The organism is Kribbella sp. NPDC000426, assembly GCF_040300265.1.
Taxonomy (GTDB): Bacteria; Actinomycetota; Actinomycetes; order Propionibacteriales; family Kribbellaceae; genus Kribbella.
Genome location: NZ_JBEPDK010000003.1, coordinates 990,816 through 1,011,186, shown reverse-complemented (window position 1 = coordinate 1,011,186; position 20,371 = coordinate 990,816). Strand labels below are relative to the sequence as shown.

The following is a 20,371-nucleotide window of genomic DNA, read 5'->3' as shown; positions in this document are numbered from 1 at the left end:
GTCAAGACGTCCTCGGGGAGACGAATCGAAGAATGGCGGGGAGCGCGACGATTGCCAGCAGCATCATCGTGGCGCCCGTGATGATCTTCAGGGTCTGCGGCGTACCGGCCGGGGCGCCGTCCGCGGTCGGCACCGACATCAGGTAGATCGCGGTCGCGTAGATCAGCGCCGCGACCGGTTTATAGATGATGAATCCGGCCAGCCAGCTGAGCGACCGCTTGAACCACATCATCCCCATCTCGGTGTTGGTCGCGGCCGCGGTCAACGGGAGCACACCGACCAGCAGCACGAGCATGCCGTAGCGGATGATCATCAGCCCGAGCTGGATGATCGAGGAGATGACCATCAGGATGCCGACGAAGATCACCAGCAACCAGCCGAACTGCTCGGCGGGACTCTTCAGTGGATTCACCAGCGCTTCGGTGAGCGCATCGGTGAAGCACGCGTCCTTGGTGTTCGCCGGGTGGACGGGGTCCAGCACCGGGACGGCGACACAGTGATTCTTGGCGTTCAGCGCCTCGTGGACGATCCAGGTGGAGAACCCGTCCGCTGCCGCGATCAGCGTCCCGGCGAAGGCCGTCGCGGAGGCCGTCACCACGACCAGCGTGATCAGCGACCGGAGGATCTCCTTGGCCGGCTCACCGCGGTGCGAGATCGCCATCTGGACCGCGCCGACGATGACCGCGAGCGAGGCGATGAACACCATGATGAAGTTCGTGTGCTGCTGCACCCAGATGGCCGGGGTGTTCTGCGCGATGTCCGGGGTCTGGATGTTGATCCAGAGCAGTGCCACCGCCTTCATCACCGCCTCGACAGCATTCACGACGACGCTGGCGATGGCCTGGAAGATGAAGTCGAAGAACTTGCCGAAGGCCCATTGGATCGCGGTGTTCAGACCGTCCCGGATGCAGTCGTCCCAGTCCCACGGCCACTTCGAGCATCCAAGGGCGATCATGACGCACCACTGAACCTAACGTAGCCGTTGAGACTGGACAGGATGTCCGGCTCGACCGAGCCGTTGAAGGTGCCGTCGTCCTGCAGCACTGCGTACCAGTCGCCGTGCGACCACTGCATGGTGATCGGCAGCGCGCCGTACGCCTTGTTGTTGAGGTTGGCAACGACCTGGATGACCGTGCTGGTGGCGTTCGGCGGGTAGTAGAGCACTTTGAAGCCGGAGAACTGGACGTCCCCGGCCTCGGTCGGCGGGGTCTGGATCTCGGACCTGGCCGCAGCAATCGCGGCGTCCCGGCCCGGGCCGGCCAGCACGCGGCTCTTGAGCGCGGCGATGCTGACGTCAGGGTTCTGCACCTGGCCGAGCAGGACCATCGCCGCCAGCACCGCGCCGGTCGGCGAGTGCGCGAAGCACGAGCGGACCCCGTTCGCTGAGGTGGACGCAGGCCCGGCCGCGGCCTGGATCGGGACCAGCATCTCGCCCTCGAACTGCCACGTGACAGCGGCGGGCGCAGCTAGCCGCGGGATCGCCTGATCCGGGTTGTTGTCGTGGCAGCCACCGGTGTGGCTGTTCGGCGGCGGCGGAGCCGTCTTGGTCGCGGTCGGCTGCTCGGTCGGCGTGGCGACCGGGCCGCTCGACTCAGTGGGCTGTTCAGTAGGAGCGATGGTGCTGGGCGACTGGCTGGGGTTGGCGGCCGGAGTGTCCGAGCCGTTGCTGGCAACCGCCCAGACCACCAGGCAAATGAGCACCGCTCCGATGACGATCGCCGACGCGACGAAACCGCGCTCCTCGAGGAAGCTGGTCTTTTCGCCGTCGGAATCGCCATCGGAGTCCGGATCCCTGCTGAACAGTCCCACCTGCGATCAGCCTCCGAGCAGGTCGCCGCTGGCCGCGATCACTTCAGGGCGTCGACGAGTGCCGTCGCCGCGCCGATCACGATGCAGGCCGCCAGGACCCAACCGAGTCGGGCAGCGTGCTCGCCACCCTCACCGCGGCGCTGACCGACGGCCATCATGCCGCCGGCGATCAGGATGCCGAGCGTGCAGACCGAGTACGCGATCCACTTGACCCAGCCGAGCACCTTGTCCAGGCCGGGCTGGACGCCGGGAGGCGCGTCGAGCGGGAGCGTCATGGTGTTGAGCTCCGTGACGAGGTGGTGTACCAACATCATGGTTGTGAATACCTTTCAGTACGGGGCGGGGTAGTCCGCTGGGTTTGACGCGCGAAGAGCGTAGATGGATTCAAGGACTTCGAAGACCTCGTCCGGGGTGTTGTCAGGCGTGGGAGCCTCCCCTCTGCGCCACTCCTCGATCCAGGGGATGTCCCAGACTCTCGGAACACCTCCGCCGACGATGTCGGCGAAGTCGTCGAGCACACGGGGCAGTCGGCCCGGTGCGTCCGCGATCAGCACCAGGCCGAGCACGGCGACTCCCTGGACGACACCCGAGGCCCACTCGATCGCGGCTCGTTGCGCGGCCCGCAGCCCGGACCCGTTGGTCCGCGCGACCAGGATCACCGGGGTCGGCACCGGCGGCGGCGGGATCGGCCAACGGTGGTTGGCCGCCCGGGTGCCCGGCAACAACAAAGACATCGTGGACTCGCCGGCGCCGCCGTGCACGCCGACCCACCACAAGGTGTCTGCCACCGGGATAGCGAACTTGGGCAGGCGCTGATCCTCCGCTGGCGCCGGCACCCCGTGCTGCGGGGCGGACGGCCCCCGCGGGGTGATGTCCGGCTGGGTGGGGCCCGGCGACGGCTGTTGCGGACCCGGAGACTGCTCTCGTGTCCACGGGTTCTGCGTCATGGCCCCTCCTCTCGCGGTGCGTCACAGGCTGTCGCCCACAGTATTCTCTCGCTTTCCGGGTGTACTTTCGTGACCCATCCACAGGCGAGGATGTTTCTACCCCCTTGTCGGGGTCAGTCGAGCCGCCGGGCTCGTGTGGTTTCTGCCTGCCCGGAATCCCTGGCATGCCTCGTGCGGGGGACATGCTAGAACGAGGACGTCGTAGTCGGATGAGCGAGGGAGATCTGTGGCGGGAATGAGAGGACATCGTGGCTGAGAAGATCCCCTCCTGGCCGAAGGTCACAATTCGGCTCTACGACGACCACAACGCCGAGGTGAAGATCGCCGGCCGGAGCCACCCGGTCAATCACCACGATCCGCGACAGGCAGCGATCCAGCTCGTCGCCGAGCGCGCCGCCCAGCTCGGCCGCGCGGTGAAGGCGACCGCGGTCGAGTCCGACGGCGCCTCCTGGCCGCTCATCATCCACCCCGACGGACAGGTCGAGGCGATCGAGGCCGACTCCGGTCGCGGCCGCAACGGCGGCCAGAAGCCGATCTGGCCGATCATCGTCGCGATGGTCGTCGGCTGTGTGCTGGTCATCGGCACGATCGTGTTCGTTGCCGTGATCAAGCCCAACCTGCACAAGAAGCCGACCGTCACGGCGTCCCCGCTGCTGCCCTCGCTCCCCGGGCCTCAGGTTCGCGCCGACGAGTTCCCTCCGGGGAACGTGCCCCCGGGCTTCACGACCCATGCCGGCTGGACGGTCAACATGGCCGAGAACACCTCGCCCGCGATCAAGCCGGACGGCACCGAGGTCGCCATCCTGACCGACGACGGGAAGGTCGCGGTTTTCGATGCCAACGGCAAGGTGCTGTGGCAGGACGAAGTACCGAAGGACTCCGAGAGCCCGGTCTACACGACGATCGACGGCAAGCTGGTCCTGGCGATCGCCACCGAGGACACCTTGATCTACTGGGCCGGCGGCGGTGCGGAGCCGAAGAAGGTCGGGCTCCCCGACGGAGCCAAGGTGCAGTTCTTCGGCAAGTCTCCGCTGATCACCCTGAGCGGCACCGGCGGCGCAATGGTGATGTCGGGCGGCGAGCTCAAGGCCGTGCCGAACCAGCCGCGGCTGTCGACGATCCTGCTCGCCGAGGGCGATCGGGCGCTGATGTCGCAGTACCACGGCCCGCTGTTCTGGAGTGCTCCGGACAAGCCGCTGCAGACGATCACACCGCAGAAGCCGGGCGGCGCGATCTCCGACAAGCCCCAGCAGGTGCTCGCCGCCAGCCCGGACTACGTACTGGCGTTGTGGCAGACCAAGGATCCCGAGAAGTCGATCCCGACTGTGCACTCGACCGCGAGCGGCAAGGTCGTCGCGGTCTGCCAGCCGTCGTCGGCATCGGACGTCCAGTCCTGGGACTGGGTGCCGGACCCGAACCGGCGGATGGCCGCCTGGGGTGAATGCCTGATCAACCTGGCCACTCCCAGGACCGTGATGCTCAAGGACTTCCACCCGCTGTCGATCACCGGGTCGTTCATCTACGGCACCATGGGCAGCAAGATGTACGCCGTCACCCCGGGCAAGCCGCAGCACCCGCTGGACCCCGCTCCGGTCCGCCCGTGGGGCATCGCCGGCAACCACGCGATCATCGTCTACGCCTCGGTCCTCTACGCGTTGAACCCGGCGGCACGATGAGCGCAGCACTGCGCCGGTCGGTGCTGACGCTGGCGGCAGTCGGCGTACTGCTGCTGCCGTCCGCCCAAGCGCTTGCCGATGACAACGAACCGGTGCCTAGCGAGTGGCCGACGGTTGCCCTGCCCGACGACAGCGACGGCGAGGCGGCGCAGCCGGCGCCGGTCGAGTGGCCCGCGGTGACGAAGTCGGACGACTCCAGCGACAGCTCGTCCGAGCCGGCTCCGGTCGAGTGGCCGACCGTCGACGAACAGCCCGGCGGCTGAACTGGGACCCGCCTGGGACCTGCCGAAGATCATCTGACGAACGCGAAGGCCCGCGCTCCCTTCCGGGAACGCGGGCCTTCGTTCGGTGCTGTGCTGCTGTGTGGTGCTGTGTGGTGCGGTGGTCAGCCGGCCGCAACCTCGAGGCGGACCGTGGCGGCCACCTCCGGGTGCAGCTGGACCGCGACCTGGTGCTTGCCGGTGGTCTTGATCGGCGACGCGATCGCGATCGCGCGCTTCTCGACCAGCGGGCCGCCGGCGGACTTGATCGCCGTGGCGATGTCTGCCGGGGTGACCGAGCCGAACAGGCGGCCGGTGTCGCCGGCCTTGACGGCCAGGGTCACGTTGAGCTGCTCGAGCTGGTTCTTGACCTCGCTCGCGTGCTCCTTGCCCTGGATCGCCCGGGCGTCACGCGCCCGCTTGATCGTCTGGATCTGCTTCTCGGCGCCGCGGGTCCAGCCGATGGCCAGGCCGCGCGGGACCAGGTAGTTACGGCCGTAGCCGTCCTTCACCTCGACGATGTCGCCGGGAGCCCCGAGGCCCTCGACCTCCTGAGACAGGATGAGCTTCATGGTCCGCGCCTCCCTCAGCGAGCGGTGCTCGTGTAGGGCAGCAGGGCCACCTCACGAGCGTTCTTGATAGCGGTCGCGACATCGCGCTGGTGCTGCACGCAGTTCCCGGTCACCCGGCGGGCGCGGATCTTGCCGCGGTCCGAGATGAACTTGCGCAGCAGCGCGGTGTCCTTGTAATCGACGTACGTCGCCTTGTCCTTGCAGAAGCCGCAGACCTTCTTCTTCGGCTTCCGAATGATCTTGGCCATTGTGGTGCTCTCTTCCTATTTCCAGAGCCCGGCACGAGTGCCGGAATGGTCCCTAACGGGTTTGCGGGCCGATCAGAACGGAGGCTCTTCCATCGAGCCGCCGCCGCCCTGGTTGGCCCAGGGGTCGTTCTGCGGAGCGGACTGACCGCCACCGCCCTGCGGGGTTGCCCAGGGGTCGTTCTGCTGGCCGCCACCCTGACCGCCGCCGTAGCCGCCGCCCTGGTTGCCACCTCCCTGGTTGCCACCTCCCTGGTTGCCGCCACCGAACTGCTGGCCGCCACCGCCACCACCGAAACCGCCGCCGCCACCGTCGGAACGCGAGGTCTTGGAGATCTTCAGCGTCGCGTAGCGCATGCTCGCGCCGATCTCCTCGACGTCACACTCGAAGACGGTGCGCTTGTTCCCGTCGCGGTCGTCGTAGCTGCGCGCCTTGAGGCGGCCGGTGACGACGACCCGGGAACCGCGGGTCAGGGACTCGGCAACGTTCTCGGCGACCTGACGCCACACCGCGCACGAGATGAAGAGGGTTTCCCCGTCCTTCCACTCGTTCGATTGCCGGTCGAGCGTCCGCGGAGTGCACGCGACGGTGAAATTCGCCACCGCGGCGCCCGAGGGCGTGAAGCGCAGTTCCGGATCACCCGTCAGGTTGCCGATCAGGGTGATAGGTGGTTCGCCTGCCATTGCCGTTCCTCCTGCTATCGGGTGTGGCTGTGTCTACAGCTATTGGTACCGGCCGGTGCCGACAGTACCGATGGCTGCTGACGACCCCAGGTTCAGTGCTGGTCCGGCCGGATGACCTTGGTGCGCAGGATCGACTCGTTCAGCGTGAGCTGACGGTCGAGCTCCTTCACCACCGCCGGCTCGGCGGTCAGGTCGACGACGGCATAGATGCCTTCGGACTTCTTCTTCACGTCATAGGCGAGCTTGCGACGACCCCAGATGTCGAGCTTCTCGACCGTGCCACCTTCCTTGCGGACGATGTTCAGGTACTGGTCGATGGACGGCTCCACGGTGCGCTCATCGAGCTCCGGGTCGAGGATCACCATGACTTCGTAACGACGCATGCGCGAACTCCACCTCCTTCGGACTTGGCGGCCACGGTCTCTCCGTGGCAGGAGGGCGATGCGATTGTGCTCCACGCCGACAATTGCCGTCGACGCCAAGCAATGAGCCCGGTCGAGGACCGGGCCACATCCAAGAGAATACCAGCGTCCGGACGGCCGCTTGACCATATCCACAGGCCTGTTTCAATGACTCTGCGTCACCGCGGTACGACGATGCGCTCACCGCGCCGGAGCACCAGCACGAGCAACGGTACGGCGAGAATCACCGAGATCACGGCCAGCACGGGGAACCCGCCGAGCGTGAACAGCCAGGGCGACGTAGCGGTGGCCAGCGCGGAAACGGTCCAGATCGACGACTCCACCTTGCTCTCCAGTTCGGCAGATCCGAGTTGGGCGCTGCCGCCGAGGTAGCAGAGATTCCACGCGTAGCCGAGCAGGAGCAACGCCGGCGTGAAGACCAGTCCGGTCTGCGTTGCGAGTACTGCGGCCGCCAGCAGCCCAGCGAGACCGGCCAGCGTCACCATGCGGGGTCCGAACCGGTCGATGCACCAGCCGGTCACTGGAGACAAGGCGAACATCCCCAGCGTGTGGACAGACAGCATGATCCCCAGCAGCCCTAATCCGTCGTGATGCAGGTGGGTGTGGACGGGAACTGCCGTCATCACGGACACCATCACCAACTGGCCCACGACCATCACACCGGCAGCCAGTGCTACTGGGCGACCTGCGGCCGGCCGAGCCACCTGTGCCGTCGCGGTCGAGCGGCTACGCGGGATGTATGTCGAGGCGATCAGTGCGGCAAAGACAGCGGCCAGGGCGAGGAGAAACGGACCCGCGACAGCCGGCAGCCCGGAGTCGGCTGCGAACGACTGGGACGGTGCCATCAGGAACGGTCCGCCCGCCGCACCGATGGTGCTGGCCCAGACGACGGTGCTCATCGCCGAGGCACGACGAGAAGGCGGCGCCGCGTCCGCAGCGGCGTACCGGGACAGGAGGCTCGCGGCGTTGCCGATGCCGAGCAGGAACATGCCGACGAACAGCAGGGCAACCGGTGCGCCGACAGCAGCCAGTACTGTCGCCGCTCCCCCGGCCACACCCACGCCGTACCCGGTCCGGAGTGCTTGTGCGCGGCCTAGACGCGCGGTCCAGCGTCCGACTGCCATGGCGCCGGCAGCCGTGCCGAGGACGCCGGCGGTGTTGGGTAGCCCGGCCAGTGCCGGACCGAGGTCGTCTGCGATCAGGATGGCGCTGACCGCGCTGGCAGCGACCATCGCGGCGTTCATCAAGGCGGCGGCGAGAATGACGGGAAGCAGCATGCATTCAACGCTAGAAAGGCCGGCTGCCGCGCTGAATGCTCGAAGGAAGGCGTCTGCCCTTGTGGAGGACCGATATCGAAGGTGTTCTGGGGACATGACCTTTCAGGAGCGGGAACTCGACTCCACCGACTGGCAGATCCTGGTCGCCCTGCAGTCCGACGGCCGCCTGTCGTTCAACCAGCTCGGCAAGCGGGTCAACCTCTCCCCGCCCGCCGTCGCCGACCGGGTACGACGCCTGGAAGAGGCCGGCGTGATCACGGGCTACCGCGCCCAGGTCGATCCGGCCCGCGCCGGTCAACCGCTGTCGGCGTTCGTCCAGATGCGCTGCACGACCGGCCGCTGCCTGCTGAAGACCACACGCGCGGAGGACTTCCCCGAAGTACTCGAGATCCACAAGCTCAGCGGCAACTCCTGCTCGATGCTGCGTGTCCGGGTCACCTCCATGAAACACCTGGAAGGCCTCTTCGAACGCCTCGGTGAACACGGCGAGATGAACACCCACATCGTCCTGTCCACCGAGTTCGAAGGCCGCCCGGTCCAGCCTCCGAGCGAAGAGGAGCGGACGGTGACCCGGTCGGCAGGATGGGGTTCCTGAACTGTCTGTGGGGAGTTCTAGGGTGGGGTCATGACTGTGAAGCTTGGTGCGCATGTGGACCAGGAAGATCCGCTGGCGGAGGCGGCCGATCGGGGGGCCGACCTGGTGCAGTTCTTCCTGGGTAATCCGCAGGACTACAAGGCGCCCAAGCTTGCGTACGCCGATGGCGAGGAGGCGCTCAAGACCCGCGCTGCCGCCGCTGGCGTGGACCTCTACGTGCACGCGCCCTACCGGTTGAACGTCGCGAACACGAACAACCGGATCCGGATCCCGAGCCGGAAGCTGCTGCAGCAGACGCTGGACAAGGCGGCCGAGATCGACGTCAAGGGCGTGATCGTGCACGGCGGTCACGTCGGCGACCAGGACGACCCGGAGGCCGGGTTCGACAACTGGCGGAAGTGCATCGAGCGGGCCGAGCTGCCGGTGCCGTTGCTGATCGAGAACACGGCCGGCGGGGAGAACGCGATGGCCCGGCAGCTGGACCGGATCGCGCGGCTGTGGGAGGCGGTGCAGGCGTCGGGCAACGACCGGCTGGAGAACGTCGGGTTCTGCCTGGACACCTGCCATTTCCACGCGGCCGGCGAGGAGCTGCCGACGATCGTCGAGAAGGTGAAGGCGATCACCGGGCGGATCGACCTGGTCCACGCCAACGGGTCACGGGACGAGTTCGGCTCCGGCGCGGACCGGCACAGCAACTTCGAGGAGGGTCATATCGACCCGGCCGACATCGTCGCGGTCGTCCAGGCGGCCGGCGCACCGGTCGTCGTCGAGACCCCGAACGCGAACAACGGACAGAAGGCCGACCTGGACTACCTGCGGGCACACCTCAAGTAGTCGGCGCCTTCGCGCGGTCCAGGCCGTACATCCAGTAGGTCAGGGCCCACGGGAGGAGCAGGGCCAGCGCGGCGGTGTTGCTCGACGGGATGAGCAGGCCGCAGATCACGGCGATCACCATGACCAGGGTGCTCAGCTGGAACAGGTCGAAGGGGCCGAGCAAGCGGGTCCGCAGGGTGAGCTTGCCGCGCGCGCAGGCGACGTACGCCGCGATCAGCGCGGCCAGGCAGAGGACGGCCACCACCGCGCCGAGCCAGGCGAGGGCGCCGTAGGTCTGGATGGTCTGGAGGACCCCGGACAGCAGGAAGACACCGGTCAGCACGGTCAGCCAGGAGCAGGACCACAGGAAGCGGATGATCGTCCGCTGCTGCCTGGCTTCGGCGGTCTCCTCGACCTCGGCCTCCCCCTTGGCGTCCCCCTCGGTGCCGTCCTCAGTCTCGCCCTCGGTCTCGGTCTCGGCCTCAGGTTCGGGCACCGCCTCGGACCCGGTCTCGGCCTCAGGTGCTGCCGGGGCCGGCTCGGTGTCGGGGCCCGGCGTGGACTCGGGCTCGGGGTCGGGGTGCGCCATGCGAGCGACGGTAGCGCAGAATGAGGCTATGCAGGCCTGGGCAGAGCAGTTCCCCGAGCTGTTCGCACCCGGTTACTGGGAGTGGGGCGACCTCGATGTCCGGTTCACCGTCGACGAACCGCCGGACGAACTGATCAGCAACGTCCACGTCGTCTGCCGGACCACCGACGGGATCGTTGTCTGCGGCAACGATCTCGGCTGGCGCTTCCTCCCCGGCGGTACCCGCGAGCCCGGCGAGACGATCGAGGAGCTGGTCCGCCGCGAGTTGATCGAGGAGGCCGGCGCACGGCTGACCGGTCCGCTGACCTGGCTCGGCGCCCATCGGGCCGACCATCGCCGATCGGCGCCGTACCGTCCGCATCTGCCGCACCCGGTCTCGTACTGGGCGAACTTCGTCGCCGACGTCGTCATCGAGCAGGAGCCGACCAACCCCGAGGACGGCGAGCAGGTCACCGAAGTGCTGGTGCTGCCGCCGGACGAGGCGGCCGACTACCTCGACGGCCAGCCCGGCGGCGTGATGGGCCCGATCGTCAGGCTGGCTCAGGCAAGACAGCTGGTTTAGCAGCCCGCCACGGCAGCAGTGCGGCGCTCAGCGCACAGCTGATCCCCGCGACCCACAACGCCCCACGGATCCCGATCAGTGTCGCGAGTGCGCCGCCGAGCGCAATGAACGCCGGCTGCACGCACCGCGAGCTGATCGACCACGCTCCGACCACGCGCGACATGAACGCGTCCTCGGTCTGCTCCATCCGGTACGTCGCGAACGACGGGTTGAACGCGCCCGCGCCGACAAGCAGGGCAGTCTCCGCCAAGGTGAGCAGCACGAACCCGCCCATCCCGTGCGGCGCGAGCGGAAGGAGCAGGAGCCACGGCGCCCGCAGTACGCCGAACACCAGCAGCATCCAATGCAGTCCGTACCGCCGGGTGAGCCGAGGCGCCATCCGCGCGCCGATCACACCACCGATGCAGGAGATGCCGAGGAACACGCCATAGCTCCACGCGGCCAGCCCGAGGTCCCGCAGCATGAAGACAGCCAGCAACGGCGAGATCATCATCGCCGGGCCGCCGAAGAGCTGCGAGTTCCAGAACAAGGCCCGCAGTCCGCGGTGCCCCAGGATGTATCGCCAGCCGGCGGTGATGTCGGCCTTCCCTTCCCGCTTGACCGGCTCCGGCTCGGGCTGCTGGATCCGCCGGATCCCGATCGCGGACCCGAGGAACGACACAGCGTCGACCGCGAGCGTGATGGTCGCCCCGACGAGGCTGACGAGCCCGCCTCCGATCACCGGGCCGACGCTGAGCGAAAGCCAGTTCGTCTGCTCGAACCGGCTGTTCGCCTCGGCCCGGCCGGCCGGCGGGACCAGCGCCTTCAGATGCGCGCCACTTGCCGCCTGGAACGCGATCGTCCCGGCCGCCTGCAGCACCCCCGCCACACACAGCTGCGCAAATGTCAGTACGCCGAACGCCGCCGCGACCGGCACCGGGGCTAGCGCCACGAACCGCACCAGGTCCGCCGCGATCATCACCGGCCGCTTCCGGCGCTGCTCGATGAAATCGCCCATCGGCAAGGCGATCGCGGCACCGGCCAACGCCGACAACGCGGCCAGCATCGAGACCTGGAACGTCGTCGAGTCCAGGACGAGCACCGCGACCAACGGCAACGCGCCGAGCCCCACCGCCGATCCGAACGCGCTGACCGTGAACGCAACCCACAACCGACGGAAGTCCCGACCCAAAGACATCCCGCGATCGTAGAAGTCGCCGCCGACAGAATCAGCGGAGGTTGAGGCCGCCGTCGAGGAGGATGACTTCACCGGTCAGATAGCTGTTGTGGATAACTGCTGAGATCAGGTCCGCGACGTCGGACGGTTGTGCGGCGCGGCGCATCGGGCTCGCGATTTTCCACAGCTCTTGTGCGTCGGTCCACGACTCGGTGAGCGGCGTGTCGACCAGCCCTGGCGCGACCGCGTTGACGCGAACCTCGGGTCCGAGCGCCGCCGCCAGCAGTTTCGTCACGTGGTTCAGCGCGGCCTTCGAGGCGGCGTACGCGATCGAGCTGCCCTTCGGACGTACGCCGGCGTGGCTCGTCACGTTGACGATGGAGCCGCCGGATTCGCGCAGCGCCGGGAGGGCCGCCGTACACAACAGCCAGGGCGCGATCAGGTTGACGTCGAGCAACCGACGCCAGTCGTCCGCGGTGAGGCCGTCGAGGGAGGCATGTGGGACGGGCCAGCTGATGCCGGCGTTGTTCACGAGTACGTCGAGACGCCCGTGCTCGCTCGCCACTTCCGGAACCAGCGCCTGCGCCGCCAAGTCATCGGACAGATCGGCCTGGTGGTACGACCCGCCCAGCTCGGCGGCCAGCGCCTTCCCGGCCTCCTGGCTGGATCGCGAGTGCACCGCGACGGTCATGCCGTCCGCGGCCAACCGTCGTACGGTCGCCGCTCCGATGCCGGACGTGGACCCGGTGACCAGCGCGACCTTGCGGGTCACGCGCCGTACCGCATGCCGTCGATGAGCAGATTGAGGAGACGATCGGCCTGTTCCCGACGATCGCCCGCGGCCAGGCCGACACCGCTGAGGCCGACCAGTACGTCGTCGGCCGTCACATCGGCGCGTAGGTCGCCGGCCGCGACGCCGGCCTCGAGGATCGGCGTGATCGCGCCGACGAGCAGGTCGCGGCTCTGCGCGTACGGGTCCGCTCCGGAGGCGATCACCGCCCGCAGCGCGTCGGCCATCCCCATCTTGCGGGCCATATAGTCGATGAAGCGATCCATCCACGCCCGCAGCGCCTCGGCGGGCGGGAGCTTCGCGAGCAGCTCCGACGCGGCATCGCAGACCGCCGCGAGCTCACTGCGGTACGCCGCCTCGATCAACGCCTCGCGGGTCGGGAAGTGCCGGTACAGGGTGCCGATGCCGACGCCCGCGTCCTTCGCGATGCCCTCGAGCGTCGCCTCCAGCCCGCATTTCGAGAACGAACGCGCCGCGGCGTCGAGGATCTGACCGCGGTTGCGTTGCGCGTCCGCACGCAGCGGGCGCTCACCGGTAGCACTCATGTCCCCTCCCCTCGGGCGTCAAACCTAGCGGACCTTGATAACCGGAGGCACCTCCGCTTAACTGGGATTACCGGAGGCCCCTCCGGTTAAGCCTAGCTCGCAGAACAGGACTGGCACTGATGAGCAGATTCACCACTCCCCTCGGCTTCGGATCGACGGCGGCCGAGGTGATCTCCGGCGTCGACCTGAGCGGCCGCCGCGCGGTCGTCACCGGCGGCGCGTCCGGGATCGGCGTCGAGACCGCACGCGCGCTCGCCGGAGCAGGCGCCGAGGTGACGCTCGCCGTTCGCAACACCGCGGCCGGCGAACGCATTGCCGCGCAGATCATCGAGAGCACCGGCAACAACCACGTGTTCGTCGCTCCGATCGAGCTCGCCGACCCGACGTCGGTGCGCGCGTTCGCCGACAGCTGGACCGGCCCACTGCACATTCTGGTCAACAACGCCGGTGTGATGGCCGAGCCGTTGAACCGCACACCACAAGGCTGGGAGCACCAGTTCGCGACCAACCACCTCGGTCACTTCGGCCTCTCCCTCGGCCTGCATGACGCACTCGCCGCAGCGGGTGATGCCCGCGTCGTCTCGGTCAGCTCCAGCGCGCACCTGCAGTCGGATGTGGTCTTCGATGACATCCACTTCGAGCACCGGGAGTACCAGCCGTGGCTGGCGTACGGCCAGTCGAAGACCGCCAACATCCTGTTCGCGGTTGAGGCCGCCAAGCGCTGGGCGGCCGACGGGATCGTCACCAACGCGCTGATGCCCGGTGGGATCCGGACCGCGCTGCAACGGCACGTCCCGGAGGAGATGCAGAGGCAGTGGGACCAGTACCAGTGGAAGACCGTTGAGCAGGGCGCAGCGACGTCGGTACTACTGGCGGCGTCGCCGCTCGTACAAGGTGTGACCGGCAGGTACTTCGAGGACAACAACGAGGCGCTGCCGAACGTCGAGGGCGAGCGGAACGGCGTCGCGCCGTACGCGCTGGATCCGGAGTCGGCCACTCGCTTGTGGGACCTGTCGGAGAAGCTGCTCGCACAGGTTTGATCAGAAACCGGCTCAGCTACGGTTCCTGTGGTTGGGCCGGTACTCTGACCCCCCGTGAGTGACTTCAGCATTCGGACCATCTCGGCCGACGAGCATGCCGCGTACATCGCGGCGCAGCCGGCGGCGAGCTTCCTGCAGACCCCTGGCTGGGCGGCGGTGAAGAGTGAGTGGAAGGCGGAGTCACTCGGCTGGTACGAGGCGTCGAACCCGGCGGACCTCGTCGGCGTCGGACTGGTGCTCTACCGGCAGATGCCGAAGGTGAAGCGGTACCTCGCGTATCTGCCGGAAGGCCCGGTGATCAACTGGGACGCGATCGACCTCGGCTCGTACCTGCGTCCGCTGGCCGCGCACCTGGCCGAGCGCGGCGCGTTCGGCATCCGGATGGGTCCGCCGATCGCGACCCGGCGCTGGACCGCGAAGACGATCAAGGACGCTATCGCCGGCGGCCGGCAGCCGAAGCTCGGCGACGTCCGCCCGGACGTGATCGAGCCGTCCGGCGCGACCGTCTCCGACCAGCTGCGCAAGCTGGGCTGGAAGGCGCCACGGGTCGCGGAGGGTTTCGCGGCCGGGCAACCGCAGTACGTGTTCCAGGTGCCGCTGGCCGGCCGCAACGAGGACGACCTGCTCAAGGGCATGAACCAGCTGTGGCGGCGCAACATCAAGAAGGCGGACAAGCTCGGCGTCGAGGTGACGCAGGGCGGGCCCGAGGACATCAAGGCCTTCCACGGCCTGTACGTCGAGACCGCGCACCGTGACCACTTCACGCCGCGGCCGCTGCCGTACTTCGAGAAGATGTACGCCGCGATGGCGAACCAGCCGTCGGGCTGCTGTGACTTCCGGATCTACAACGCCCATCACGAGGGCGACCTGGTCGCGTCGACGATCTGGGTCCGGGTCGGCGGTCATTCCTGGTACTCCTACGGTGCCAGCTCGACCGCCAAGCGAGACGTGCGCGGATCCAACGCGGTCCAGTGGCGCATGATGACGGACGCGCTCGCGGCGGGCGCGTCCGTGTACGACCTACGGGGCATCACCGACACCTTGGACCCGAACGACCCGCATGTCGGGTTGATCCAGTTCAAGACCGGTACCGGCGGCGAGGCCGTCGAGTACGTCGGTGAGTGGGATCTGCCGTTGAACAAGGCGCTCTACACCGCATTCGACCTCTACATGAGACGGCGTTGACACCATGCCCCTAGTCCTGCACGTCGATTCCGATCGATGGCGTGATCACCTGCGTTCCACGTGGAACCCCGACATCGTCCCGGTCGCCAAGGGGAACGGGTACGGCTTCGGCAACCACCGCCTACTGGCCGAGGCCCGTGCGCTCGGCGCGCGGACGGTCGCGGTCGGCACGTACTTCGAGGTCCCCGCGGAGCCGCGCGAGGACGTCGTGGTCCTGTCGCCGTGGCGGCCGTTCCTCGAGGTGCCGCAGAGCAGGAACGTGATCCACACGGTCAGCCGACTGGCCGACCTGGTCTCGATCCCGGCCGGCAGCCGGGTGCTGATCGAGGTGATGACCTCGATGCGCCGCCACGGCATCGGGGCCCGCGAGCTGCGGCACACGATGCTGCTCAACGCCCTCGACCGGATCCGCTTCGAGGGCTGGTCACTGCACTTCCCGATGGGCGCCGGCGGTACGTCGGCCAACCTGCGTGAGGCCCAGCAGTTGGCGAAGGCGGCGCTCGACGTCCGCAAGGGCACGTTGTGGGTGTCCCACGTGCCGGCGCAGAAGCTGGCCGACATCGGTCCCGACGTCAAGCTTCGGATGGGCACCGGGCTGTGGCTCGGCGACCGTGGCGCGCTGACGGTCCGGGCGACCGTTCTCGACGTCCATTCGGTCCGCCGCGGCGAGCGCGTCGGCTACCGGCAGCGGCGGGTCAGCGGCGACGGTCACATCCTGATCGTCTCCGGCGGTACGGCGCACGGCGTCGGTCTGGAGGCGCCGACCGCGGCGGCGAGCGTCCGGCAGCGGGCGATCGCGATGGCGAAGGGCAGCCTGGACGCGGCCGGGATGGCGTTGTCGCCGTTCAGCATCGAGGGCAAGCAGCGCTGGTTCGCCGAGCCGCCGCACATGCAGGCCAGCATGCTGTTCCTGCCGTCGTCGGTGGCACCGCCGGCGGTCGGCGACGAGGTCGACCTCGACGTCCGCTACACGACCACGACCTTCGACAAGGTCTCAATGGACTGACGCTGTTGACTTCAGGTGCACCTGAGGTTGCAGCGTGGGTTCATGAGGTTTCTGGAGCGGATCGAGGAACGGCCCGGTGCGGCCGAGCTGCGGGCTTCGTCGTACCGGCTGCTGGGGCTGAAGCGCGGCGCGACCTGTGTCGATGTGGCCTGCGGTGCGGGGCATGCGGTCGCGGAGCTGGCCCGCAAGGGCCTGAAGGTGACCGGGATCGACGCCGATCCGGACGCGATCGAGGCCGCGCGGGAGCGGGCGCCCGGGGCAATGTTTCACGTGGCACATTCCGACGACCTGCCGCTCGAGGCCGCGTCGATGGACGGCTACCGCGCGCTGCGCCTGTTCCACCTGCTCGAGGACCCGGCCCCGACCATCGCCGAGGCACACCGCGTACTGCGCCCCGGCGGCCGGATCGTGGTCGGCGGCCAGGACTACGGCTTCCTGATGATCGACAGCGCCGACCAGGACCTCACCGACGTCGTGCTGCTCGGGCTCGAGTCGCGCTCCGCTGCTCCACGCGCCGCACGGAGTCTGCGCGACCTGCTCCTCGACGCCAAGTTCACCGACGTCGAGGTGCAGGTCCACACCGAGGTCGTGACCGATCACCACCAGCTCGAACCACAGCTCGAGGCAGCCGCGGACGCCGCGGTCACCAAGGCGCTCATCACGCAGGAGGACGCCGACGCCTGGATCGCCGAGCAGATCCGGCGCGGCCGCCGGGATCGCTTCCTGGCCGCACTCCCCACGGTCCTCGTCAGCGCTTCCGCACCGACCGGGTGACTGCAGCCAGCGTGCCGACAGACAGCACGGCCGCGAAGGCGATCATCGTCGGCTGGAGTGCGAGGTGCCGGATTACCAGGCTGAATGCGATCGAGGGCAGCCCCATGCCGACGTACGAGATGACGAAGAACATCGCCAGCACACCCGCCCGGGACGCGGGCTCCGCGGTAACGAGCGTCTCGGCGACCGCGCTCTTGAAGAGCAGACCGGCTCCCGCGCCGGCCAGCGCCGCCGCCACCAGGAACAGCCACAGCGCCGGTCGGTAGAGCGAGACCGCCGTAAGCGCGAGCCCGGCCGGGAACAGCACCGACCCGAGTACGAGCACCCGCCGGTACGCCGTACGTCCGACCGCGAGCTGGGCAACGGCCGATGCCGCGAACGTCACGAACGGCGCCAGTCCACTGACGAAGTACGACGTGATGTGCAACTCGCCGCGCACGATGATCGCACCGAGTGACGAGAACAGGCCCATCACCGCGAACGCGAAGAATCCCAGCGCCGACGCCACGGCGAACGTCCCTCGCTGATCGGCCCGTACGGCGAACCGCACCGGGCGCTCCCGGCCCGCCGACGCGGTGTCGACCGTCTCCGGACTCGACAGCACGAGCACCAGGAGGACCACCATCAACGCGCCGAACACGATGTACCCCGTATGCACCGGAGCGGGGGCCCACTGCGCCAGGACACCCGCAACGAGCGGACCGAGCGCGAGGCCGCCGAGGTTGGACACGGTTGCCACCAGCGCCGGGAATCCCAGCGCGGCCCCAGGCCGGGCTACGCGGTAAAGGTCAGTGAGGTAAGCGGTCGCGGTGGAGGCCATCAGGCCGACGGCAAGACCGGTCAGCACCCGGCCGATCAGCAGACCAGGGAGCTGCGGCCAGGCCGCCAGTACGACGGCCGACGCGATCCCGGTCAGCAGCGCCGGAAGGATGATCCGGCGCCGGCCGAAGCGGTCGGAGAGATGGCCGAGGAACCCAAGGCTGCCGGCAGCGCCGATCACCATCACGGCGAAGGCCACGGTCACGGTGATCGCGCCGAAGTGGTCTCTGACCTGGTAGATCGGCCAGAGCGGCGTAGGCACCGTCCCGAACGCCATCAGGGTCAGGAAGGCCGCGGCCACGAACCAGAACCCGGTCAGGTGCCGGGCGGACGGAGTAGTCGAAAGTGTCGTCACGCTTGTTTCGAACCGGGGTGACGCGGTCGGCGATACCAGCTCTCCGGAGACTGCTTGCGATAGCTTCCATCTCTACAGGAGATAATCGACGGTATGGAACTCCGGCACCTCCGCCACTTCGTCGCGCTCGCCGAGGAGCGCAGCTTCACAGCGGCGGCCGGCCGCGAGCACATCGTGCAGTCCGGTCTGTCCACCTCGATCCGCGCCCTCGAGAAGGACGTGAACGCGCTCCTGTTCGTTCGCGGGACCAGACCGGTCCGGCTGACTGCTGAGGGCGACGCACTGGTCCCGCTGGCTCGCCGCACCTTGGAGGCGGCGGCTGCAGCGCGGCAGACCGTCCAGGAGGTCCACGGCGTGCTGGCCGGACAGCTGCGGATTGGTGCCTTGCAGACGACCGGACACACACTCCCGTTCGCCGGGTGGCTGGCTGAGTTCGCCACGGCGCACCCGCGGGTGCAGATCTCGGTCGTGCAGCTGTCCGCGTCCGAGATGGTCCAGCTCGTACAGGACGGCGGACTGGACTGCGGACTCGTCGCGCTGCTCGATCACGAGCCGCCTGGGCTGGACGTCGTACCGCTGCTGGCCGAGCCGCTTGTACTGGCCTGCCCGCGAGACCACCCCCTGGCCGCTGCGTCCGCCGTACGGCTGGAGCAGCTTGTTGGGGAACGGTTCGTGGAGGCGCCGCCGGCATGGGCGATCCGGACCGAGATCGACCGCGCCTTCGCCGGCGCCGGTCTGAAGCGGCAGATCGTCTGCGAGGTGAACGAGTGGGTGATGGTGCTGGACCTGGTCGGCGCCGGCGTTGGCGTAGCCCTTGTGCCGCGCGGACTGGACTTCACCCTGCATCCCAGATCGACAGCGGCGCTCCAACTGGTCCCGTTGACCGGGGTACAGCTGGAGCGCCGGGTCGATCTGATCGTGCCGACCGGCCACGCCGCGACACCCGCGGCGCGGCGGTTCGCCGAGCTGGTGCGTTCGAAGGTCAGCCCTGCTTGAGGTGGCCCTTCCAGCGGACCGTGGGGAGGAGGGCTGCCGGGTCGACGCGGTCCTTGTTGGCGGACACGATGTCGAACATCGACTCGATCAGCGTCTCCGAGAGCAGGTGGGGCTGGAGGCCGAGGCCGACCAGGCCCGTGTGCTTCACGTTGTAGTAGTGCTCGGCCTGCTCGACGCGCGGGTTCTCCAGGTGCTCGACCTGGACCGGGCCGGGGAAGCACTCCGCGACCAGGTCGGCGAGCTGGGAGACCGAGTAGCTCTCGGTCATCTGGTTGAAGACCCGGAACTCGCCGGCGTCGGCCGGGTTCTCCACCGCGAGCCGGATGCACTCGACGGTGTCCCGGATGTCCAGGAAGCCGCGGGTCTGACCGCCGGCGCCGTACACCGTCAGCGGCTCGCCGAGCACGGCCTGGATGCAGAACCGGTTGAGCACGGTGCCGAAGACGGCGTCGTAGTCGAACCGGGTCGCCAGCCGCGCGTCCCGAACGGTCTGGTCGGTCTGCTGCCCGTACACGACGCCCTGGTTGAGGTCGGTGACGCGCATCCCCCAGATCCGGCAGCCGAACTCGAGGTTGTGCGAGTCGTGCACCTTGCTGAGGTGGTAGAACGAGCCGGGCTTCTTCGGGTAGAGCATCCGGTCCTTGCGGCCGTTGTGCTCGACCTCCAGCCAGCCTTCCTCGATGTCGATGTTCGGCGTGCCGTACTCGCCCATCGTGCCGAGCTTGACCAGGTGGATGTCCGGGTTGGTCTCGGCGATGGCGTACATCAGGTTCAGCGTGCCGACCACGTTGTTGTGCTGTGTGTACACAGCGTGTTCGCGGTCGATCATCGAGTACGGTGCGGCGCGCTGCTCGGCGAAATGCACGATCGCGTCCGGCTCGAACTCCTGCAGCACCCGGTAGACGAAGTCGGCGTCGAGCAGATCACCGACGTACGTCGGCATCCGCTTGCCGGAGACCTCCTCCCAGGCTGCTGCCCGGGTCTCGAGGTCCTCGATCGGGACCAGGCTCTGGACGCCCAGCTCGCGGTCGTATCCGCGGCGGGCCATGTTGTCGAGCACGGCCGTGTCGTGGCCGCGGTCGGAGAGGTGCAGTGCAGTCGGCCACCCGAGGTAGCCGTCACCGCCCAGGACGAGTACGCGCACGGCTCGGCCGCCTTCCGTCAGGGAACGTCGTCACAGTCCTTCCTATCCCGAGTACCCGCTCCAGTAACGTGACGGGAGTCATCTATTCGCTGGCAATCGGCTGAGAATCT

General features: G+C 68.3%; 25 protein-coding genes. 10 read left to right on the top strand and 15 right to left on the bottom strand.

What is annotated here, in order from left to right:
* Position 1: 1 nt before the first annotated feature.
* Genes ABT313_RS18775 through ABT313_RS18760 form a run of 4 tightly spaced genes read right to left on the bottom strand, consistent with a single transcriptional unit; the run spans position 2 to position 2,597 of the window.
* Complete coding sequence (locus tag ABT313_RS18775; RefSeq protein WP_350854848.1) at positions 2 to 955, bottom strand: hypothetical protein; 954 nt, start codon at positions 953 to 955, stop codon at positions 2 to 4.
* Entirely contained in the window at positions 952 to 1,809 is an 858-nt protein-coding gene (locus tag ABT313_RS18770; protein ID WP_350854845.1) for a DUF8175 domain-containg protein, read from the bottom strand. Before ABT313_RS18770 ends, ABT313_RS18775 begins: the two co-directional genes overlap by 4 nt.
* A gap of 38 nt (positions 1,810 to 1,847) precedes the next feature.
* Positions 1,848 to 2,123, bottom strand: coding sequence for a conjugal transfer protein TrbC (locus ABT313_RS18765; RefSeq protein WP_130443139.1), 276 nt, complete (start codon positions 2,121 to 2,123; stop codon positions 1,848 to 1,850).
* Between the two features lie 15 nt (positions 2,124 to 2,138).
* The gene (locus tag ABT313_RS18760) at positions 2,139 to 2,597 is read right to left on the bottom strand and encodes a DUF6668 family protein (protein WP_350854842.1); all 459 of its coding nucleotides are present in this window, start codon (positions 2,595 to 2,597) and stop codon (positions 2,139 to 2,141) included.
* A 407-nt stretch (positions 2,598 to 3,004) separates the two neighbouring features.
* On the opposite strand from ABT313_RS18760, the gene ABT313_RS18755 reads away from it, so the two are divergent.
* Positions 3,005 to 4,432, top strand: a complete 1,428-nt coding sequence (locus tag ABT313_RS18755) for a major capsid protein (protein ID WP_350854839.1) — start codon at positions 3,005 to 3,007, stop codon at positions 4,430 to 4,432.
* Positions 4,429 to 4,695, top strand: coding sequence for a hypothetical protein (locus ABT313_RS18750; RefSeq protein ID WP_350854837.1), 267 nt, complete (start codon positions 4,429 to 4,431; stop codon positions 4,693 to 4,695). The genes ABT313_RS18755 and ABT313_RS18750 overlap by 4 nt, the downstream gene beginning before the upstream one ends.
* A 122-nt stretch (positions 4,696 to 4,817) precedes the next feature.
* Here ABT313_RS18750 and rplI read toward each other — a convergent pair whose 3' ends face one another.
* The 5 genes from rplI to ABT313_RS18725 form a co-directional block, all read right to left on the bottom strand.
* Positions 4,818 to 5,264 (bottom strand): 50S ribosomal protein L9, encoded by a 447-nt coding sequence (rplI, locus tag ABT313_RS18745; protein WP_350854834.1) that lies wholly within the window; start codon positions 5,262 to 5,264, stop codon positions 4,818 to 4,820.
* Between the two features lie 14 nt (positions 5,265 to 5,278).
* Positions 5,279 to 5,512, bottom strand: a complete 234-nt coding sequence (gene rpsR / locus ABT313_RS18740) for a 30S ribosomal protein S18 (RefSeq protein WP_012924539.1) — start codon at positions 5,510 to 5,512, stop codon at positions 5,279 to 5,281.
* A 72-nt stretch (positions 5,513 to 5,584) separates the two neighbouring features.
* A complete protein-coding gene (locus ABT313_RS18735; RefSeq protein ID WP_350854829.1) occupies positions 5,585 to 6,193 on the bottom strand; it encodes a single-stranded DNA-binding protein in 609 nt (202 codons plus the stop codon).
* Positions 6,194 to 6,285: 92 nt separating this feature from the next.
* On the bottom strand, positions 6,286 to 6,576 hold the full coding sequence (gene rpsF / locus ABT313_RS18730) for a 30S ribosomal protein S6 (protein ID WP_130386399.1): 291 nt from the start codon (positions 6,574 to 6,576) through the stop codon (positions 6,286 to 6,288).
* Positions 6,577 to 6,773: 197 nt separating this feature from the next.
* The gene (locus ABT313_RS18725; RefSeq protein ID WP_350854825.1) at positions 6,774 to 7,892 is read right to left on the bottom strand and encodes an MFS transporter; all 1,119 of its coding nucleotides are present in this window, start codon (positions 7,890 to 7,892) and stop codon (positions 6,774 to 6,776) included.
* Between the two features lie 94 nt (positions 7,893 to 7,986).
* Between ABT313_RS18725 and ABT313_RS18720 the strand changes: the two genes are divergently transcribed.
* Positions 7,987 to 8,487, top strand: coding sequence for an Lrp/AsnC family transcriptional regulator (locus ABT313_RS18720; RefSeq protein WP_350854822.1), 501 nt, complete (start codon positions 7,987 to 7,989; stop codon positions 8,485 to 8,487).
* Positions 8,488 to 8,517: 30 nt separating this feature from the next.
* Entirely contained in the window at positions 8,518 to 9,321 is an 804-nt protein-coding gene (locus ABT313_RS18715) for a deoxyribonuclease IV (protein WP_350854819.1), read from the top strand.
* Here the strand turns inward: ABT313_RS18715 and ABT313_RS18710 are convergent.
* Entirely contained in the window at positions 9,314 to 9,889 is a 576-nt protein-coding gene (locus tag ABT313_RS18710) for a hypothetical protein (RefSeq protein WP_350854816.1), read from the bottom strand. The genes ABT313_RS18715 and ABT313_RS18710 overlap by 8 nt on opposite strands.
* A 28-nt stretch (positions 9,890 to 9,917) precedes the next feature.
* Here ABT313_RS18710 and ABT313_RS18705 point away from each other — a divergent pair, with 28 nt between their 5' ends.
* Positions 9,918 to 10,451 carry an NUDIX domain-containing protein gene (locus tag ABT313_RS18705; protein WP_350854813.1) on the top strand — a complete coding sequence of 178 codons (534 nt, stop codon included), beginning with the start codon at positions 9,918 to 9,920 and terminating at the stop codon, positions 10,449 to 10,451.
* On the opposite strand, the gene ABT313_RS18700 is transcribed toward ABT313_RS18705, so the two are convergent.
* From ABT313_RS18700 to ABT313_RS18690, 3 genes are read right to left on the bottom strand one after another with little or no spacing between them, the layout of a single operon-like run.
* Complete coding sequence (locus tag ABT313_RS18700) at positions 10,420 to 11,628, bottom strand: MFS transporter (protein ID WP_350854811.1); 1,209 nt, start codon at positions 11,626 to 11,628, stop codon at positions 10,420 to 10,422. The genes ABT313_RS18705 and ABT313_RS18700 overlap by 32 nt on opposite strands.
* Positions 11,629 to 11,659: 31 nt before the next feature.
* Complete coding sequence (locus tag ABT313_RS18695; RefSeq protein WP_350854808.1) at positions 11,660 to 12,379, bottom strand: SDR family NAD(P)-dependent oxidoreductase; 720 nt, start codon at positions 12,377 to 12,379, stop codon at positions 11,660 to 11,662.
* Positions 12,376 to 12,942, bottom strand: coding sequence for a TetR/AcrR family transcriptional regulator (locus tag ABT313_RS18690; protein WP_350854805.1), 567 nt, complete (start codon positions 12,940 to 12,942; stop codon positions 12,376 to 12,378). Before ABT313_RS18690 ends, ABT313_RS18695 begins: the two co-directional genes overlap by 4 nt.
* A gap of 119 nt (positions 12,943 to 13,061) precedes the next feature.
* Here ABT313_RS18690 and ABT313_RS18685 point away from each other — a divergent pair, with 119 nt between their 5' ends.
* Genes ABT313_RS18685 through ABT313_RS18670 form a run of 4 tightly spaced genes read left to right on the top strand, consistent with a single transcriptional unit; the run spans position 13,062 to position 16,947 of the window.
* The gene (locus ABT313_RS18685) at positions 13,062 to 13,982 is read left to right on the top strand and encodes an SDR family NAD(P)-dependent oxidoreductase (protein ID WP_350854802.1); all 921 of its coding nucleotides are present in this window, start codon (positions 13,062 to 13,064) and stop codon (positions 13,980 to 13,982) included.
* Between the two features lie 54 nt (positions 13,983 to 14,036).
* Positions 14,037 to 15,167, top strand: a complete 1,131-nt coding sequence (locus ABT313_RS18680) for a lipid II:glycine glycyltransferase FemX (RefSeq protein WP_350854799.1) — start codon at positions 14,037 to 14,039, stop codon at positions 15,165 to 15,167.
* A 4-nt stretch (positions 15,168 to 15,171) separates the two neighbouring features.
* The gene (locus ABT313_RS18675; protein ID WP_350854797.1) at positions 15,172 to 16,173 is read left to right on the top strand and encodes an alanine racemase; all 1,002 of its coding nucleotides are present in this window, start codon (positions 15,172 to 15,174) and stop codon (positions 16,171 to 16,173) included.
* 42 nt (positions 16,174 to 16,215) lie between these two features.
* Positions 16,216 to 16,947: a methyltransferase domain-containing protein gene (locus ABT313_RS18670; RefSeq protein ID WP_350854794.1), complete on the top strand. Its 732-nt coding sequence runs from the start codon at positions 16,216 to 16,218 to the stop codon at positions 16,945 to 16,947.
* On the opposite strand, the gene ABT313_RS18665 is transcribed toward ABT313_RS18670, so the two are convergent.
* Positions 16,922 to 18,121 (bottom strand): MFS transporter, encoded by a 1,200-nt coding sequence (locus ABT313_RS18665; protein WP_350854791.1) that lies wholly within the window; start codon positions 18,119 to 18,121, stop codon positions 16,922 to 16,924. The genes ABT313_RS18670 and ABT313_RS18665 overlap by 26 nt on opposite strands.
* A 93-nt stretch (positions 18,122 to 18,214) precedes the next feature.
* Between ABT313_RS18665 and ABT313_RS18660 the strand changes: the two genes are divergently transcribed.
* Complete coding sequence (locus ABT313_RS18660) at positions 18,215 to 19,117, top strand: LysR family transcriptional regulator (RefSeq protein WP_350854788.1); 903 nt, start codon at positions 18,215 to 18,217, stop codon at positions 19,115 to 19,117.
* On the opposite strand, the gene ABT313_RS18655 is transcribed toward ABT313_RS18660, so the two are convergent.
* Positions 19,104 to 20,261 (bottom strand): NAD-dependent epimerase/dehydratase family protein, encoded by a 1,158-nt coding sequence (locus ABT313_RS18655; RefSeq protein WP_350854785.1) that lies wholly within the window; start codon positions 20,259 to 20,261, stop codon positions 19,104 to 19,106. The two genes, ABT313_RS18660 and ABT313_RS18655, sit on opposite strands and share 14 nt — an antisense overlap.
* Positions 20,262 to 20,371 lie beyond the last annotated feature (110 nt).